The 18,475-nt window shown below is 30.1% G+C and carries 19 protein-coding genes and 1 pseudogene; 7 read left to right on the forward strand and 13 right to left on the reverse strand.

Going from position 1 to position 18,475, the window contains the following annotated elements:
- Window positions 1-42: 42 nt before the first annotated feature.
- A complete protein-coding gene (locus tag Q0842_RS15180) occupies window positions 43-648 on the reverse strand; it encodes a pyridoxamine 5'-phosphate oxidase family protein (RefSeq protein ID WP_298500096.1) in 606 nt (201 codons plus the stop codon).
- Between the two features lie 153 nt (window positions 649-801).
- On the opposite strand from Q0842_RS15180, the gene Q0842_RS15185 reads away from it, so the two are divergent.
- Complete coding sequence (locus Q0842_RS15185; RefSeq protein WP_298500099.1) at window positions 802-1,158, forward strand: hypothetical protein; 357 nt, start codon at window positions 802-804, stop codon at window positions 1,156-1,158.
- On the opposite strand, the gene Q0842_RS15190 is transcribed toward Q0842_RS15185, so the two are convergent.
- Window positions 1,151-2,098: a nitronate monooxygenase gene (locus tag Q0842_RS15190; RefSeq protein WP_298500102.1), complete on the reverse strand. Its 948-nt coding sequence runs from the start codon at window positions 2,096-2,098 to the stop codon at window positions 1,151-1,153. The genes Q0842_RS15185 and Q0842_RS15190 overlap by 8 nt on opposite strands.
- A gap of 176 nt (window positions 2,099-2,274) precedes the next feature.
- Here Q0842_RS15190 and Q0842_RS15195 point away from each other — a divergent pair, with 176 nt between their 5' ends.
- The gene (locus Q0842_RS15195; RefSeq protein ID WP_298500105.1) at window positions 2,275-2,775 is read left to right on the forward strand and encodes a nicotinate-nucleotide adenylyltransferase; all 501 of its coding nucleotides are present in this window, start codon (window positions 2,275-2,277) and stop codon (window positions 2,773-2,775) included.
- Between the two features lie 106 nt (window positions 2,776-2,881).
- On the opposite strand, the gene Q0842_RS15200 is transcribed toward Q0842_RS15195, so the two are convergent.
- Window positions 2,882-4,111 carry a class I SAM-dependent rRNA methyltransferase gene (locus Q0842_RS15200; protein WP_298500108.1) on the reverse strand — a complete coding sequence of 410 codons (1,230 nt, stop codon included), beginning with the start codon at window positions 4,109-4,111 and terminating at the stop codon, window positions 2,882-2,884.
- Window positions 4,112-4,322: 211 nt separating this feature from the next.
- Here Q0842_RS15200 and Q0842_RS15205 point away from each other — a divergent pair, with 211 nt between their 5' ends.
- Window positions 4,323-5,546 (forward strand): serine hydrolase, encoded by a 1,224-nt coding sequence (locus tag Q0842_RS15205; protein ID WP_298500111.1) that lies wholly within the window; start codon window positions 4,323-4,325, stop codon window positions 5,544-5,546.
- A 287-nt stretch (window positions 5,547-5,833) separates the two neighbouring features.
- Here Q0842_RS15205 and dnaK read toward each other — a convergent pair whose 3' ends face one another.
- Complete coding sequence (gene dnaK / locus Q0842_RS15210) at window positions 5,834-7,738, reverse strand: molecular chaperone DnaK (RefSeq protein WP_298500114.1); 1,905 nt, start codon at window positions 7,736-7,738, stop codon at window positions 5,834-5,836.
- Between the two features lie 405 nt (window positions 7,739-8,143).
- Here dnaK and panB point away from each other — a divergent pair, with 405 nt between their 5' ends.
- Genes panB through Q0842_RS15225 form a run of 3 tightly spaced genes read left to right on the forward strand, consistent with a single transcriptional unit; the run spans window position 8,144 to window position 11,104 of the window.
- Window positions 8,144-8,962 (forward strand): 3-methyl-2-oxobutanoate hydroxymethyltransferase, encoded by an 819-nt coding sequence (gene panB, locus Q0842_RS15215; protein WP_298500117.1) that lies wholly within the window; start codon window positions 8,144-8,146, stop codon window positions 8,960-8,962.
- Between the two features lie 37 nt (window positions 8,963-8,999).
- Window positions 9,000-9,698 carry an RluA family pseudouridine synthase gene (locus Q0842_RS15220; protein ID WP_298500120.1) on the forward strand — a complete coding sequence of 233 codons (699 nt, stop codon included), beginning with the start codon at window positions 9,000-9,002 and terminating at the stop codon, window positions 9,696-9,698.
- A 26-nt stretch (window positions 9,699-9,724) separates the two neighbouring features.
- On the forward strand, window positions 9,725-11,104 hold the full coding sequence (locus tag Q0842_RS15225; RefSeq protein ID WP_298500123.1) for an aldehyde dehydrogenase: 1,380 nt from the start codon (window positions 9,725-9,727) through the stop codon (window positions 11,102-11,104).
- Here Q0842_RS15225 and Q0842_RS15230 read toward each other — a convergent pair.
- The 6 genes from Q0842_RS15230 to Q0842_RS15255 all read right to left on the reverse strand — a co-directional run bounded on the left by Q0842_RS15230 (window position 11,088) and on the right by Q0842_RS15255 (window position 15,015).
- On the reverse strand, window positions 11,088-11,903 hold the full coding sequence (locus Q0842_RS15230) for a histidine kinase (protein WP_298500126.1): 816 nt from the start codon (window positions 11,901-11,903) through the stop codon (window positions 11,088-11,090). The genes Q0842_RS15225 and Q0842_RS15230 overlap by 17 nt on opposite strands.
- Window positions 11,879-12,583 carry a hypothetical protein gene (locus Q0842_RS15235; protein WP_298500129.1) on the reverse strand — a complete coding sequence of 235 codons (705 nt, stop codon included), beginning with the start codon at window positions 12,581-12,583 and terminating at the stop codon, window positions 11,879-11,881. The genes Q0842_RS15230 and Q0842_RS15235 overlap by 25 nt, the downstream gene beginning before the upstream one ends.
- A 4-nt stretch (window positions 12,584-12,587) precedes the next feature.
- On the reverse strand, window positions 12,588-13,307 hold the full coding sequence (locus Q0842_RS15240) for a hypothetical protein (RefSeq protein ID WP_298500132.1): 720 nt from the start codon (window positions 13,305-13,307) through the stop codon (window positions 12,588-12,590).
- Window positions 13,308-13,312: 5 nt separating this feature from the next.
- On the reverse strand, window positions 13,313-13,831 hold the full coding sequence (locus Q0842_RS15245; protein ID WP_298500135.1) for a hypothetical protein: 519 nt from the start codon (window positions 13,829-13,831) through the stop codon (window positions 13,313-13,315).
- A 99-nt stretch (window positions 13,832-13,930) separates the two neighbouring features.
- A complete protein-coding gene (locus tag Q0842_RS15250; RefSeq protein WP_298500138.1) occupies window positions 13,931-14,557 on the reverse strand; it encodes a CPBP family intramembrane glutamic endopeptidase in 627 nt (208 codons plus the stop codon).
- Window positions 14,557-15,015, reverse strand: a complete 459-nt coding sequence (locus tag Q0842_RS15255; RefSeq protein WP_298500142.1) for an Lrp/AsnC family transcriptional regulator — start codon at window positions 15,013-15,015, stop codon at window positions 14,557-14,559. The genes Q0842_RS15250 and Q0842_RS15255 overlap by 1 nt, the downstream gene beginning before the upstream one ends.
- A 185-nt stretch (window positions 15,016-15,200) precedes the next feature.
- Here Q0842_RS15255 and Q0842_RS15260 point away from each other — a divergent pair, with 185 nt between their 5' ends.
- Complete coding sequence (locus tag Q0842_RS15260; protein ID WP_298500145.1) at window positions 15,201-16,403, forward strand: aminotransferase class I/II-fold pyridoxal phosphate-dependent enzyme; 1,203 nt, start codon at window positions 15,201-15,203, stop codon at window positions 16,401-16,403.
- Window positions 16,404-16,428: 25 nt separating this feature from the next.
- On the opposite strand, the gene Q0842_RS15265 is transcribed toward Q0842_RS15260, so the two are convergent.
- From Q0842_RS15265 to Q0842_RS15275, 3 genes and pseudogenes are all read right to left on the reverse strand, one after another.
- Entirely contained in the window at window positions 16,429-16,875 is a 447-nt protein-coding gene (locus tag Q0842_RS15265; protein ID WP_298500148.1) for a hypothetical protein, read from the reverse strand.
- Window positions 16,876-17,059: 184 nt separating this feature from the next.
- Window positions 17,060-18,082 carry a metal-dependent hydrolase gene (locus Q0842_RS15270; protein WP_298500150.1) on the reverse strand — a complete coding sequence of 341 codons (1,023 nt, stop codon included), beginning with the start codon at window positions 18,080-18,082 and terminating at the stop codon, window positions 17,060-17,062.
- Window positions 18,083-18,196: 114 nt separating this feature from the next.
- Window positions 18,197-18,475 (reverse strand): annotated as a pseudogene (locus Q0842_RS15275) (hypothetical protein); the annotation flags it as partial.

The following is an 18,475-nucleotide window of genomic DNA, read 5'->3' on the forward strand; positions in this document are numbered from 1 at the left end:
AAGTTACATAAAAAATGATACATTTTGTATTTGATATATTTATTACAAATCCTTTTTGTAACGTTTTATCATTGCCTCTCTTGTTTCTGGTGCTTCTTTTGTACCTAATTGATCTTTTAGCATTTGCCCCATTGTTGGAAAAGAATGACTATCAATTTGAGCTGATGCATCCCATAATTTAGAACGCATAAAGGCTTTAGCACAATGTAAAAAAACTTCTTCAACTGACACTACTATGGAGGCTTTTGGTAAATTTTGTTCTTGTGTAAACAATTCTAAATATTTAGTATCAGTAGATAAATAAGCACTTCCATTAACACGTAAGGTTTCATCAATTCCAGGTATTAAAAACAGTAATCCGATACGGCCAGTTTCTACAATATTACTAATACTATCTACTCTATTATTGCCTTTTACATCAGGAATAACAAGTGTTGTTTTATCCATTACTTTTACAAAGCCAGCTACTCCTCCACGCGGTGATGCATCCATTTTTCCTTTTTTATTAGAAGTTGACATGACTAAAAAAGGAGATGTTTCAATAAAATTTATGGCATGCTTTTCTAAGCGAGTTAAAACCTTTTCTTTAGCTCTTCTGCTTGGATAGCCATATAATTTACGAAGTTGATCTTCATTTTCAATTTTCATAAATAGAGTAATTGTTATGACAATCAAATTTAAGAATTTTAAAACCTAAATGAGCGTTTAATCGTTTTTAACCAATTAATTAGTAAATTCAACAAGTATTTATAAAACAATTAGTTAATAACAGTTATACTTACATTCATCAACATTTTTAACATGAAGATATTTGCTTTACTATTAGCTTTATCCTTTGTAAATTTTTGTAATGCCCAATTTGTGTCTGAAGATGACACATTACATTTTGGTGCTGGATTTATAATTTCCGGAGGAACTTACGCCTATGTTTATACAAAAACCAAAAACAAGAAAAAGGCCTTTTGGTATAGCTTGGCTGCTTCCACTTTAGTAGGCTTTTCTAAAGAATTTTATGATGGACACATTATTGATGGCCGTTTTGATACTGGTGAAATGATTGCGACCTCAATGGGTGGTTTAGTTGCAAGTACAACACTTCAATTATTTGTTGGCAAAAAGAAAAAAGAAACCCTAAAAAAGGTTGCTATAGTTAATTAACTAACTTCTTTATAATATCCTTTGTTGGTAGAATTTTCTTGGTATGCTCTATACTTGGCCCTGCCACCCAAACAGTTTTATAAGTAGCTTTGGTAGCCGCATTTTTAGTAGCATTCATACCTATAGAAAAACGAATCATTTTTACCCATTTTTTTAACTTCTTATTTTTATTTAAAACAGATTCTAACCAGGTTTGTTTAGTGCCTATTTTTTTTACGTAATCTGTATTTATTACTGTACATGGTGTGCCTGAAATACGCTCGGTCATTACAATATCCTTCGCGCCATAATCGACGCAGGCTTGCTTATATTCTTCTGTAACACCAGCTTCTACTGATGCAATAAATGGACTCCCAACAGAAACACCTTCTGCGCCATAACCCAACATTTTATCAATATCGGCCTTACATCCAACACCGCCTGCAGAAATAATAGGAATAGCACAATTTGAACTCAATTCTTTAATTAATAATTCTGGTGATAAGTTTCCTCGATGTCCACCTGCTTCATTATTAACAGCTATTATAGCATCGGCACCTAAAGCTTCAACTTTTTTTGCAAATTTTAAATCTGTTACATCACAAAACACTTTAATTCCTACCTTATGTGCTTGATTTATGGTTTCTTCTGGGCTTCCTAACGATGTAATTATAAAATCACAACCTTCTTCACAAATCACTTCTAATTGCCCTTTATACTTTACATTAGATTTGTTTACAATAAGATTAAACCCAAAAGAACCGCCTTCAGGCTTTACAGCTTTTAATTCTCTTAAAGCCATGCGTAATTCATCTAAAGTTCTATAATTTAATGCTGGTATACAACCTGCAATGCCCCCTACCATAGCTTCTTTAACCATAGCGACATTTGAAACCAAAAACATTGGAGCTTGAATTATTGGATACTTAATATTTAAAAGTTGTGTAAGTTTGGTTTCCATCGTTATTTTTTTTCAAATATAATAAAAATATTATGCACGCATAGTATCTAATAATCAATTAGTTATAGTTTTTATCAATATTATTTTTAGTTAAATAACTGGTTTTATGACTTTTATCATTTTTTTATTATGCACGCATAGTTAATTTTACAACTCAAAATTTATTATACGCTGTCATGAAAAAAATAATCATTGGTTTACTTATTTTTGGATTAACCATCCAAGTGAATTCTCAAACTGTCGAACTACAAGAAGCAGTCATTTCTATAAATTATAAATATATTGATGCTGTAGACTCTAATAATGTTCCTGAAAATGTAAAAAAATTAGAAGAAGCTGTACTAAATTATAAAAATGTAGAGCAATCAGAATTATATGATGATGAACAGGATACTTATAGTGTATCTTTTTATATACCAGAAGGAAAAATTGTTGCTGCATATGATGCTAATGGCAAAATTGTTAGAACTATTGAAAAATATAATAATATAAGATTACCACAAGTAGTATTACAAGCAGTTTCAAAGCGTTTCCCTAACTGGGGAATAGTTGAAGATGTGTATTATATTAAGTACCAAATGGAAAAAGATTCTTTAAAACAAGTATATAAAATCAAACTTGAAAATGAAGATGAAATCATTACAATTAAGACAAATGAAAAAGGTGCGTTTATTTAATAAGGCCCTTATTTAATAAAAAAGCGCAATCAAATTAATGATTGCGCTTTTTTTATAAATATATCTAGTTTTTAAAAATTCATCAGAATTAATGCAAAAACAAATCCTAGTCTAAAAAACGATAATAACCACATTTTAAATAAGCGCCTTCTGGAAAACTAACAGGATGATCTGTATCATGATCTGTCTTTAAAACTATTTTAAAATGTCTGTTGGATAAGGCTAGAGTTTGACTATTAATATCTAAAAATTGTTGTGCTAAAACTCTAGAAGAACATGATGCTAACACTAATAAGCCTTTTTTAGCTATTAGCTTAGCACCTAACTCTGCTAGTTGTGCATATTTCTTTTTGGCTAATTCAATTTCTGATGCTTGTTTTGCAAAACTTGGCGGATCTATTACCACCACATCAAAAGTAACTTTGTTTTTTATGAGTTGTTTTAATTCCGCGAAAGCATCGCCAGCAATAGTTTTATGTTTACCCGAATAGTTATTTAGTTTACCGTTTTTAATGGCTATTTCTAGTGCTTGCTTACTAATATCTAAACTCGTCACTTCTTTAGCGCCATTAAATAAAGCATGTACAGAAAATCCACCAGCATAACTAAACACATCTAAAACTGTTTTTCCCTTACTCCACTCGCCTACTTGTTTTCGGTTAGCACGATGGTCTAAAAAGTAGCCCGTTTTATGACCTTTAATAACATTTGCAGAAAAATTAACGCCATGTTCTACAAATTCTACAACTTCATTTTCTAAAACACCATAAACAACTTCGCCATTTTTAAGTTGATGCGCTTTTGATTGCTCTAAACTTCTACTTAATCGAATAACAACTGTTTCTGCTTGAGCTATTTGCTGCAAACTTGGAATGATACTTTCTAGGTAAGGCAACCAGATTTCAGAATAAATTTTTACTACCAAAACGGATGCATAAACATCTGCTATTAAACCAGGAAAACCATCGTTTTCACCAAATAATAATCGGTAGCTATTAGTATTTGTTTTTAATAAAGGTTGTCTTTTGTTATAAGCGTCTCTTATTTTGTTTTTAAAAAATGTGGCATTAATCTCAGCCTTTTCATGACTACTATGTAGCATTTTTATTCGAATGGGCGAATTGGCATCATACAAGCCTAAACCAACCACTCTGTTTTTGTTTTTACTAAAAACAATAGCTAAATCACCAGATTTTGCATCATCATTTATTTTGGTAATATTATTTGAAAATACCCAAGGATGTCCTTGTACAACAAATTGTTCGCCTTTTGAGTTAAGTTTAACTGCTAGACGTTTTGAAGTGTATTTAGATTTTATTTTTGTTGAAAAGAACATGCTTTAAATTTCTGGTAAAAATAAATGTTTTGAATGGATATCTGTACAGTTTTATAATGAGTTATAAATTAATAATGCGCTTTACTTTGTGAAAAAAATCAACTAACTTCGTTTAATGTCGGATATAAAACTAACCGTGCTGAACTTGTTTCTGTATTAAAACGATTTCATATCCGTAAGAACATTAACAGTAAGTAAACAATACTAGAAAATGAAATACATATTTATTATTCTATCCACAATTCTATGCTTTTCTTGTCAAGAAAGAAAGGACAAACCATCTGATTTAGAAATTGATAGAACTAACAACCCGAACAATATCATTTTGGACAAAAAATTAGATAGCCTTTATAATTTAAAGATTTTCAACGGCTTTTCAGCTACTATAGTAGATTCAACAGGAATTCTTTACAATAAAGGGTTTGGCTATGCCAATGTTGAAGAAAAGAAAAAATATACTGCAAATACGATTATTAATATTGCATCTGTTTCAAAAGTTTTTATTGGTATGGCCTTATTGAAAGCTCAAGAAATGAATCTAGTAAATTTGGATGACCCGATAAATATGCATTTGCCTTTTAAGGTTATAAATCCAAACTATCCCGAAGATGTTATCACGATTCGACACCTAGCCACTCATACAAGTACAATTGTAGATACAGATATTTACTTGGAGACCTGTTATATAAACAAAAATAATATTCCAATATCCGAGAATCTTATGGAAAAATACGGAACATATTACCAGAACCCTTCTTCTAATTGGATACCTTTAAAAGAATATTTAAGTAAGGTTTTAAAAGGTTCTGGAGAGTTTTATACTGAATCTACTTTTGCAAATAGAAAATCTGGAGAAATTTATGAATATAGTAATATTGGGGCAGCCCTATGTGGTTTAGTTATTGAGTCTGCTGCTAAAAAACCCTTCAGTAATTTCACAAAAGAGCACATTTTTAAGCCATTGAAAATGCATTCTACTGGCTGGTTTTTTGAAGATGTGGATAGTAGCAACTATTCAAAATTATATGCTGACAATCATAAATTACCTTATTATAGAATACTCTCTTATCCCGATGGAGGACTCATAACTTCAAGTACAGATTTAAGTAGTTTTCTAGTCGAATTGATTAAAGGTCATTACGGAAATGGAACTATTCTCAATGCTAATAGCTACAAAGAATTATTCAAACCTCAATTACAAGAAAAAGCTTTTCAAGAAAAAGAAAATAAAAATGAAGGATATAATACAGGTTTATTTTTGGACTTAGAACCTGCATATAATGTTATTGGACATACTGGTGGTGATCCTGGCATAAATAGCTTTATGTTTTTTGATACTAAAACCGGAAGAGGAAGAATCTTAATAACTAATACCGATTCCCAAAAAGAGAATAGTGGAGCTGTTTTCTATGAAATATGGAATAGTATAGAATAAAACCGAAATAGCTGGTAACAAAGGCTATAAGTAATTGCTTGTTCTCGCCTACTTTGGAAATTCCTCGTGGATTATCAGCTCGGTACATACTTGTAAAATTAAGTGCTAACCCACGCAACTATCCATAGTCGATACCTTTAAACGAACCTCCAAAAATCAAAATAACTTTCAATTAAAAAACAAACCTAATTAGATAATTGCTTTAGGCTACTTCATAAAAAAACGCAACCAAATTAATGATTGCGTTTTTTAAACTTTTAACTTCAGTTTTTAAACTATAAGTTATATTACTTCACTTCTTCAAAGTCAACATCTTCAACATCACTTCCTTCAGCTTCTCCACCTTGGCTAGCATCTGGTCCTGGAGCTTCACCTCCACCTTGAGCTTCCGCTTGTGCTTTGTACATTTCTTCAGAGGCCACTTTCCAAGCTTCATTTATTTTATCTAAAGCAGGAGTAATAACTTCTAAATCTTTACTTTCATAAGCTTTTTTCAACTCTTCTAAAGCATCAACGATTGGTTGTTTTTTATCTTCAGATAATTTATCACCAAACTCTTCTAATTGTTTTTCCGTTTGGAAAATCATAGAATCTGCTTCATTTAATTTCTGAGCTTGTTCTGCAGCAGCTTTATCTGCTTCAGCATTTGCTTCAGCATCTGCTTTCATTTTTTGAATTTCTTCTTCACTTAAACCAGAAGATGCTTCAATTCTAATATCTTGTTTCTTACCAGTTGCTTTATCTTCAGCTGATACTTTTATGATACCATTCGCATCAATATCAAACGTTACTTCAATTTGTGGTGTTCCACGTCTTGCTGGTGGAATATCACTTAAATGGAAACGTCCAATTGTTTTATTATCTGCTGCCATAGCTCTTTCACCTTGTAATACGTGAATTTCTACTGAAGGCTGATTATCTGCTGCTGTAGAGAATACTTGCGATTTCTTAGTAGGAATCGTAGTATTCGCTTCAATTAACTTAGTAAATACATTACCCATAGTTTCAATACCAAGAGATAATGGTGTAACATCAAGAAGTAATACATCTTTAACATCACCAGTTAATACACCACCTTGAATACCAGCTCCAAGAGACACAACTTCATCAGGGTTTACACCTTTACTTGGCGCTTTTCCAAAGAATTTCTCAACTGCTGCTTGTACTGCAGGAATACGTGTAGAACCACCTACTAAAATAACTTCATCAATATCTGATTTTGATAAACCAGCTGCTTTTAAAGCAGACTCACATGGCTCGATAGTACGTTTTACTAAATCGTCAATTAATTGCTCAAATTTAGAACGTGTTAATGTGCGCACTAAGTGTTTTGGTCCGCTAGCAGTAGCCGTAATATAAGGTAAGTTAATTTCTGTTTGTGCAGAAGATGATAATTCAATCTTCGCTTTTTCAGCAGCTTCCTTTAAACGTTGTAAAGACATTGGGTCTTTACGTAAGTCCATATTCTCATCAGCTTGAAACTCATCTGCTAACCAGTTAATGATTTTCTCATCAACATCATCACCACCTAAATGTGTATCACCATCAGTAGAAAGTACTTCAAATACACCATCTCCTAATTCTAAGATAGATACATCATGTGTTCCTCCACCAAAGTCAAAAACCACAATTTTCTGGTCTGTTCCTTTTTTGTCCATACCGTAAGCTAAAGCAGCCGCAGTAGGTTCGTTAATAATACGCTCTACTTTTAAACCAGCAATCTCACCAGCTTCTTTAGTAGCTTGACGTTGGCTATCATTAAAGTAAGCAGGTACAGTAATTACAGCACGTGTTACATCTGTTCCTAAATAATCTTCGGCAGTTTTCTTCATTTTTTGAAGAATCATAGCCGATAATTCTTGTGGTGTATATAAACGACCATCAATATCAACTCTAGGTGTATCATTATCACCTTTAACTACTTTATATGGTACACGTTCTGCCTCTTTTTTAGACTCAGAATATTTATTACCCATAAAACGTTTAATAGAATAAACTGTTTTTGTTGGGTTTGTTACCGCTTGTCTTTTTGCAGGATCACCAACCTTAATCTCACCGCCTTCTACAAAAGCAATAACAGATGGTGTTGTTCTTTTCCCTTCTGCATTAGGAATAACTACTGGCTCGTTACCTTCCATTACAGAAACGCAAGAGTTGGTTGTTCCTAAATCGATTCCAATAATTTTACTCATAATATATTTTTTTATTGTGTTGAATGTTCATTTTTAATTTCAGGTTGTATAAGTCAATCATTATGCCAACCAAAAAAATATGTCATAGTGTCATATATTTATTAAATTATTAGTAATTATAGGTATTTAGCTGGAGTAATCATGTCATTATATGGGCGCAACCACAAGGGTCGGGCTATACGTTACAAGTCCTCGCTCGTACCTCGCTGTGGGCTTTCCTCTTCTATCCCTTGCGCATCCAATGGCAACAAAAGTATTATTAGCCAATGCCATTTTATAATGCAACACTTTGGTAATTAGTAACTTTAAGCACACATTTATTTATAAGGCCTACTATAACAATAAAAAGTTTAAGAGTATCTTCTTAATTTAGTATTTTTACATGCAAACTAAACTAAAAAACACATGTCTGTAGCTAAAAAAGAATACAAACGCGTTACCGTAAAAACCTTGGTTGATATGAAAGCCAATGGTGAAAAAATATCTATGCTAACAGCATACGACTATACTATGGCAAAAATAGTTGATGGTGCTGGTATAGATGTTATTCTTGTAGGTGATTCTGCTAGTAATGTTATGGCAGGACACGAAACAACGCTTCCTATTACTTTAGATCAAATGATTTATCATGCATCTTCTGTAATTAGAGCCATAGATAGATGTTTAGTTGTAGTAGATTTACCTTTTGGAAGCTACCAAAGTGACCCAAAAGAAGCTTTACGTTCTGCCATAAGAATTATGAAAGAAAGTGGTGCACATTCTGTAAAACTAGAAGGTGGAAATGAAATAAAAGAATCTATAAAACGAATTTTAAATGCAGGAATTCCTGTTATGGGGCATTTAGGTTTAACACCACAATCTATATATAAATTTGGAACTTATACTGTTAGAGCTAAAGAGGAGGAAGAAGCTAAACAATTAATTAAGGATGCTAAAATGTTAGAAAAAGTAGGTTGTTTTGCTATTGTATTAGAAAAAATACCAGCTAAACTAGCAAAACAAGTAGCCGAAAGTGTTAGTATTCCAATTATTGGTATTGGAGCTGGACCAGATGTAGATGGGCAAGTATTAGTTTTACACGATATGCTTGGCATGACTCACGAATTTAACCCAAGATTTTTACGCAGATATTTACATCTATATGAAGAAATGACGACAGCTATTTCTCAATATGTTGACGATGTAAAAACACAAGATTTCCCGAATGAGAGTGAACAATATTAATCGCTCTTAGTGGTTAGTATATATAATTCGTGAATTCGTGGCAGAAAAAATTCTATCTCATAAAAACAATCTTCAAGTTTTATTTGAAGACAACCACATTATTGTAGTAAACAAACGTGCTGGAGACATTGTACAAGGAGATAAAACAGGCGACAAACCTTTAAGCGACGTTGTAAAAGAATATATAAAAGATAAATACAACAAACCTGGAAACGTATATTTAGGAACTGTACATAGGTTGGACAGACCAACAACAGGGCTTGTTATTTTCGCAAAAACCAGTAAAGCACTTCCAAGATTAAATAAATTATTTGCTTCAAAGGATATTAATAAAACTTATTGGGCTCTAGTTAAAAATGAACCACCTAAAAATGAAGACACCCTAGTTCATTGGCTCAAGAAGAATCCTAAAAACAATAAATCTAAAGCATATACCAAAGAGGTTTCAGAAAGTAAAAAAGCCATACTTCATTATAAAATCTTAAAAAAACTAGACAACTATTATTTACTTGAAGTAAACTTAGAAACTGGAAGACATCACCAAATTAGAGTACAACTTTCAAGTATAGGCTGCCCAATTAAAGGCGATTTAAAATATGGTTTCGATAGAAGTAATAAAGATGCCAGCATCAGTTTACATGCCAGACATATAGAGTTTATTCACCCTGTAAAAAAAGAACCAATAGCTATTGATGCACCTTTACCAAATGATGCTGTTTGGAATGCTTGTCTTTAAATTTTTCATATCTTTAAAAGAAAAAATTGAAATCCATTAAAGAAATAGTCTCTTCACAAAAATCCTTTTTTAAAACGCAAAAAACTAAAGATATTAATTATAGAATATCTCTGTTAAAAGCTTTAAAAGTTGAGATTCTTGCTAATGAAAAAGCTATTCTAAAAGCTCTAAATAAAGATTTTAAAAAATCTGAGTTTGAAGCCTACTTAAGTGAATTTGGTATTGTTATTTCAGAATTAAACTTAGCTATAAAAAACTTAAAAAAATGGGCAAAACCAAAACGGATTAAAGCATCATTACTAACCTTTCCATCAAAAGATTTTATTTACAAAGAACCCTACGGAACAGTACTTATAATCGCCCCATGGAATTATCCGTTTCTCTTGGCCATTGAACCGTTAATTATGGCTATAGCAGCAGGAAATACTGTCGTTTTAAAACCTAGTGAGTTAACAAAACATACTTCTGAAGTAATTACTCGAATAATTAAAAATGTATTTACTGAGTTACATGCAACATCTATTGAAGGTGGTGTTGAAACTGCTACAGAGTTATTGTCCCAAAAATGGGATTTTATTTTCTTTACTGGCAGCACTACAGTTGGAAAAATAGTAGCTAAAGCAGCAGCAAAAAACTTAACACCAACAGTATTAGAACTTGGTGGAAAATCGCCTTGTATTATTGATGGTACTGTTAATTTAAAACTCGTTGCTAGAAGGTTAGTTTGGGGTAAATTACTAAATGGTGGACAAACCTGCATTGCACCAGATTATGTTATTGTACAGTCTGAAATGAAACAAAAACTTATTCAGGTTTTAAAAACTGAAATTAAAAAAGGTTACGGTGAAAATCCTAAAGAATCTGCTGATTTCCCTAGAATAGTAAATAAAAAAAACACACTTAGACTTGCTGAATTAATTAAAGACACTAAAATTATATTTGGTGGAGAAATTGATATTAACGATTGTTATATCTCACCTACTTTAATTGATGAACCTGGTTTAGATAGTGCCATTATGCAAGAAGAAATTTTCGGGCCAATTTTACCAATAGTAACTTATAATACTAATGAAGATATTGAAAACATTATTTGGAATTTAGATAAACCTTTATCACTTTATGTGTTTTCTAATAACAAGTCATTTATTGAAAAAACCATTAATAAATTTAGTTTTGGTGGCGGTGTAGTTAATGATTTGTTAATCCATTTTGGAAACCACAGATTACCTTTTGGTGGTGTTGGTGCTAGTGGTATAGGTGAATATCATGGAAAACATGGTTTTGAAGCATTTTCGAATACAAAACCTGTTGTAAAACGTGGTAATTGGTTTGATCCCTCATTTAGGTATGCACCATATAAAGGAAAAACAGGGTTACTAAAAAAAGTGTTTAAATTTCTGGGGTAATATTTAAAGGATAATTAATGATTAATTCTACGCCTTTATTGGGTTTAGAGTTTAACTCAAAACTGGCATTAATTAATGCTGCTCTACTTTTCATATTAATTAAGCCAGAGCCCTTTTCAACATCATTTATATCAAAACCTTTTCCATCATCGACTGCAGTTATAATAATACTTTCTGGTTTATAATCTAGAGTTACACCTATATTCTTTGCTTCAGAATATTTTACTGAATTTGATAAAAACTCTTGAAGAATTCTGAAGATAATAATTTCATGTTTACGGTCGTTAAACTCAACTTTATCGCCAATAATTTTTAGTTCTGCCGAAGTAAACTTCATCTTTTTCATTCTATCCAATTCATTGGTTATGGATTTTTCAAAACCAATATTTAAAATAACGTCGTTATTCAATGTTTTTGAAAGTGCTCTAACCTCCTTTAAGCCGTTACTTAATGCTTCTGATGTATCTTTAAATTTATCTTTTATATCTTCAGAAACTTGCATTTTTAATATACTTAATTGCATACTTGCAAAAGATAATAGTTGACCAACATTATCATGCAATTCCCATCCTATGTTTTTTAAGGTTTGCTCTTGTGCTTCAGTTTGAGCTTGTATAATTTCTGCTTCAAATGCTTGTTGCTGCTTTATTTTATCTAAGAGTAATTTATTTTTTCGTTTTAAAAAAACAACAAAAAATAAAATAACTAAAGACGTTACAATTACCAAAACAGCAATCATGTAAATCAATAAATATCGCTCTGAAGCTGTACTGGCTAATCGTTCTGTGGTCTGCACCATATTAAAGCAAATGTAAAAGTTAAATACATAAAAATATTAGCGAATAAATAGATTCTCCATTTTAAATGAATAAAATCCCAATCTACATTTCTAAAATAAATATGAAAAAAGACTATTGGTGTTATAATTAACCACCATAAAAATATTGTAGCTGCAATATAAAAATTAATAGATTTATAAAAGTGCAAAATTGTATTGCTTTCCAAAATTTCTAAAAAATAAAATATCACGCACAAAAAAATTATCAAGGCACCAAGTACACTAATTATTGGAAATGGCTTTGTAAAATACTCATCAAAATTCATAATTATAAAAATGAAACTAAAGCACAAAAAGAAATAACGGCTTACTTTTATAATGCCTCTATAACGTTTTGTTTTTAATATTTTTAAGAAATAAAAAGAATAGAACATAATACTACCTATGCTCCAATATAATGTTCCCCACCAATAATTTCTTCTAAAAACAGTACTTTTAAGAAAACCTAAAACACCGTTATACTCAACCAAATAAGTATACATTGAAACAATCTCTGCCAAAGCAATAAACACTAAAAAGTATATGAAATATTTAGTACTTGTGAATTTATATTTTTTATAAAGTAATACTCCTGTAACCGCAGCAATAATCTCCACTAAATGAATTAATTGAGTATAATATTTTATAAAAAAATCATCCAAATTATTAGTTTATAACAGTTTTTTCTGGCTTACAAAATATTAAAGCAAAGGTGAAAGTGGAATACATAAGTATATTAACAAACAAATAAATTTGCCATCTTAAAAAAATAAAATTCCAATCTGCATTTGACATATAAATGTCATAAAAAACTAACGGTGTTACTACAAGCCACCAAATAAATATAGCTGTACTAACATAAAAATTTATTGATTTATAAAAAGTTAGTATTTTTTCACTTTGCAATATTTCAATAAAGTAAAAAACTGTACAAAGAAAAATAATTACAGCACCTAAAACACTAATAGCCGGAAAGAACTTATTAAAAAAATCATCCCAATTAAGCACAATAAAAATAATTGAAAATGTTAAAAAAATATAACTACAAATTTGTATTATTTTTTTAAACAGTTTTTTTTCTAATATTTTTCTATAATAAAAAGCAAAAAACATAATAGCGCCAATTTTCCAGAATGTAGTATACCACCAATAGCAGTAACTTTGGTCTATTATAGAACCTTCAAGAAAATTTAGAATACCACCATCATGAATATATTCTGTGTAATTACCTAATGTATCGCAAACAGTTAGGTATACCAAAAACCATATAAAAAATTTAACATCTGTTGATTTATACTTTTTATAAAGTAATAAACCTGTAACAGATGCTAAAATTTCTACACTAAAAGTAATAGTGTTTTTATATTCTAATAAAAAATCGTTCATTAATATTATTGCGGATAACCTTGATTTCCTCCTTGTCCTTCATTTAATGGTGGTGCAGGAATATCCCCATTACTTGGTGGTAAATAAAGATTTATACTACTAGCCTTTGAAGTTGATTTAACCCCTGTTGGCACAATAAACATAGTATTTCTATTATTTTTGGAAGGTTTTGCATTCTTACCATAGTTTGCTAAATAAACTCTAACACCTGTCATTTTATACCCTAAAGAGTCTGATTTTGATTTTGCGTAAGTTAGGTACTCTCTAACTTCTTTTAATGACCACCAAACAGAACGGATTTTCTTTTTTGATCCTTCAATTTCAAGAGTTGAGTCTACTTCTGTAGCATTATTTTTCTCCCAGTTTTTGCTTAATATTTTGGCTTCAGCAACAGATATAGTGTCTTTAGGTATTAATAATTCTGCACCCACAGAGTGCATATCATCAATTTGTCGAGGGCAAAAGTAATACGTTAATACTGCTCCAATAATAATTCCTAAGATAATTGGTCCTAATTTTTTCATGTTATAAGTTAGTTTTTGTTAATAATAGCTGCTTAAAAGTAGTAAAAAGAATTTACTATTGTAAAAAACAATCATTCACTTAAAAAATATTTTTTTATACTATATTGGAAAACCTAGCATTTCACCCATACCGACAGTAAACAACCAGCAGCCATAGATTGCATGCTCTATGGATACTAAAAGTGTTGATTGTGTGTTTTTGTAAGTAAAAGAAAACAATAAACCTCCCAAAAAAGTTAAAATAAGTACTAAAACACTTCCAAAAAAAAGATGAGCTAAAGCAAATAATATAGCATTGACAAAAATAAACAGCCACTCACTCTTAAATAAGTTATTGTATCTTTTAAAATAAAAAGTTCTATAAATCAATTCTTGTGGATATACTGAAAAGAAACTATAAAAAAACAGTATGGCAAACCATTTTATGGGTTTATTAAGCATTACTATGAAAAGTGATTCTCTGTCTGTAAACCATACAAACAATGTAGTAAGAATAGCAATTAAAACTAATTTAACAGCAGTACTTTTCCAAAAGGATTTCCAATTTAAGTATTTTGAAATTTTAAAATTGAGGTTTTCTACTTTTAACAATATATAAATCACATAAATAAACCCAAATACACCAATACCAAATTTAAGCCAAGGGGAATAACTTATAGCAAAACTTGTTGGTATTAAAATAAAAATAATAAAAAGCTCTAAACTTTTATAAATTATAGAATTCATTAGAAATTAATTGCTGTACTGTATTTTACTTCATTAATTACAAACATACTATGCGTGCTTCCAATATGATTAATACGGGTTAGCTTTTTTACCATAAACTCTCTAAAAGCAGCCATATCTTTTACAATTACTTTTAAAAGATAATCATAATCTCCACTCAAATGATAACATTCTAGAACTTCATCTAGTTGTTTAACTTCTTTCTCAAAACTAATTACAAATTCTTGACTATGTTGAATGAGTTTTACATGGCAAAACACCACAAAATTTCTATCAACCTTTTCTTTATTAACGACAGCTATATAACCATTAATATATCCTTCTTTTTCAAGCTTTTTTATTCGTTCGTAAACAGCTGTTACAGACATTTTTAGCTTATTTGAAAGTTCTTTATTAGTCTGTTTACTATCCTGTTGTATAAATTCTAAAAGCTTTTTATCTGTTGCATCAAATATCATAATTTAAAATATTTCTTTAATGAACTCAAAAATACGATATACTTAAATAAATAATCTAAAAATTGATATAAATTTAGTTTTATTTTCTAAATTAAAACATAATCATTGTTTTTAAGACTAATTATAATAAGATTTGTATGAAATAACATAAAACATCAACCCAATTTAACCTAAACAAAAAAATCATGGCATTTAAACCCGCAAACAATATACAAGATTTACAATATTTTGGAGAATTTGGAGGTGTTAACCCTTCAATTTCAGATTCATCTACCTATACATTTTTATCTGCCAAAACTATGTTTGATACTTTTGAAGGAAATGCTGATGGCTGTTACCTATATTCTCGCCACTCTTCACCTTCAAATTTATATTTAGGCGAGGCCTTAGCAGCTATGGAAGGTACAGAAACCGCCAATGTATCTGCATCTGGAATGGGAGCTATAACACCTGTTATTTTACAATTATGTAATTCTGGAGATCATATTGTTTCAAGCAGGACTATTTATGGTGGCACTTATGCCTTTCTTAAAAATTTTACACCTAGATTTAATATTAAAACAAGTTTTGTTGATATTACTAAACTTGAAATTGTTGAAGCTTCTATAACAAAAAACACAAAAATTATTTACTGTGAATCTGTAAGCAATCCGCTTTTAGAAGTTGCAGATATAAAAGGTTTGTCTGCTATTGCAAAAAAATACGGTTTAAAATTAATTGTAGATAACACCTTTTCTCCTTTATCAATATCTCCTGCTACTTTGGGAGCAGATATCGTAATACATAGTTTAACTAAATTTATTAACGGTTCTAGTGATACTGTTGGTGGTGTAGTTTGTGGCACTCAAGATTTTATAAATGATTTACGAAATGTTAACGATGGTGCTTCTATGCTTTTAGGGTCGACTATGGATAGTTTAAGAGCTGCATCTGTATTAAAAAATTTAAGAACATTGCATATTAGAATGCAGCAGCATAGTAAAAACGGGATGTATTTAGCTGAAAAATTTGAATCAGATGGTTTAAAAACGGTGTATCCTGGTTTAAAATCACACCCTTCACACAACTTATTTAAAAGTATGATGAATAAAACTTACGGTTTTGGTGGAATGCTAACTATTGATGTTGGTTCTCTAGAAAAAGCTAATGAGCTAATGGAACTTATGCAAAACAAAAATTTAGGATACTTAGCTGTTAGCCTTGGGTTTTATAAAACTTTATTTAGTGCACCAGGTAGCTCTACATCATCTGAAATTCCTGAAAATGAGCAAAAGGAAATGGGTTTAAGTAATGGATTAATTCGTTTTTCTATTGGTTTAGATGCTGATATTGAGCGTACTTATAAAATGATGCGTAACTGTATGCAGAAATTAAATATTATTAATTAATTTATAATATTTATGCAAGTTATAATTAAGCACATGCATTTTGTTTTAATCCTTTATAATATGACAATTCGTTAGTAATCTCAATAGTATCAACTTGAATTGACTTTTTAATTGCATTATATTGTTGAATCACTTTAGATAAACTATATTTATTTTCAAACTGAGCCTCTAATTCAGAAAGATAAACTAGTGTATCTAAATTTTTTCGTAATCTGAAATAAAGCACTTTTATTTTAGAATCAACCTCAAGGTTACTTAATGTAGTTTTATTATAATTTATTTCAATTACTTTTGATTTGGTATTACCAAAACTTTTTATAGTAGTACTCTTTTCTATTTTATCGTTTTTAGAATTATAACTTACAAATTCACTATTCTCATTATTTATTTTGACTGTGTCAACATTTTCCCTAAAACAAAATGAAAAGAATGATATAAAATATATTTTAAAAAGTTTAATTATTGAGGACATCGTGATACTGAATTAATTATTTAATGTTTAGACTCCAACTAAATCAATAGGTCACAGAGAATTTGGCTTAATCCGCTTAAAACAAGACGAATACCTTAAAATAATCGATAAACGAAGAGATTTTCTAAATTAAAGAGATCTAAAAGAAGTTAAATAAATAGTTAAAATAATAAAATTACAGTCCCTAGATTCCTTTTATCCTTATCCACAAAGTACTTATAATATCATCTAAACTTTCAAATTTAGGCTTAAAAGGTTTCATGTTTAACCTATTTTCATCTTTGTAAAGATTTAAACTAAATACAGATGTATTTGGATTATCAAGATCTAAAAGGGGGTATCTTAAATCGTTATATTGAAATTCATTTTCCCCTATTTTATAAACACTATAATACTGATTACTAAACCATGCTAAATCTTTAATATCCTTATAATCTTGGGGATTTAAATCACGTTGTTTAGGTACTTCCCTAAAGTTTAAAAATCTATTTTTTAAATCGAATAAAGAATAATCAGAAATAAAATACGTGCTTTCTGTTTCAGCAATACCATACCACAATATGTTATTAAAAATGGCTGGTTGTGTGCTAAATCGAATAGCGTTTATAGTACTATCCTTTAGAGATTTCCTAAAAACAGAATCTATGTATAGTTTATTTCCTAATGTGAAAAACATATAAACAGAACTCATGTAAATCCCCCATTTTAACCAAATACGTCTGGTATTTGATGCACGATTAAAAAACATTAAAACTATCATACAAATTAAAAAAGGTAATGTGTATATAGGATCTACAACAGCAATATTATTAAAAGCCACACGATAATTACTAAATGGCGCAAATAATTGAGTACCATAGGGTGTAAAACAGTCTAGAATAGGATGTGTAAAAAGGGACCAAAAGAATAATAGAATCCAATCTTTTTGTGTGGTAGTATTTAATCGTTTTCCTGAATTATATAGTTTATAAAACAACCAACCCAATAAAAAAGCGGCAATTACTGAAAATAATATAGAGTGCATAAACCCTCTATGAAACAGCATAGCGTCAATTTCGTTGCCGTAAAGCCAGCTACCAACAAGAACATCTAAATCTGGAATGGTGCCTCCAATAGCACCAAATAATAAGGCTTTATTTCCTATTTTTTTTCCTAGAATAGCTTCTCCGCAAGCTGCTCCTAAAACTATTTGAGTTAGTGAATCCATATAAGTTGGCAAAGTTAACCAACTATTTGATATTTATTATGATTTATAATTAAGGTATACGCCTTAACCATTTAAGTGCAAAACTATCGTCTTTAGTAACTTTAATTACTATTTTCAATATGTGATTTTACTTGCTTTTATTTGTAACCAACTATCCCCATCACTTTTAAGCTTTGTTGTTGATTGTCTTTTTATTATAGTTGATCCTGCTCCAATTAAATCTTTATAACTAGAAACAGTTACTAAGTTGTTAGTTGGATTTTCTATGATATAAATTCTTCCTGGACAAGTATTTGCTTCAGGTAATGTAATAGTATGATTTCCAGAAAGTACTATAGTATGATGTGAATCATTTAAAGTAAGGTTTGTAGTAGTTTTTGTAATATTTACTGA

The organism is uncultured Algibacter sp. (assembly GCF_947495675.1).
In the GTDB taxonomy this organism is placed as follows: domain Bacteria; phylum Bacteroidota; class Bacteroidia; order Flavobacteriales; family Flavobacteriaceae; genus Algibacter_B.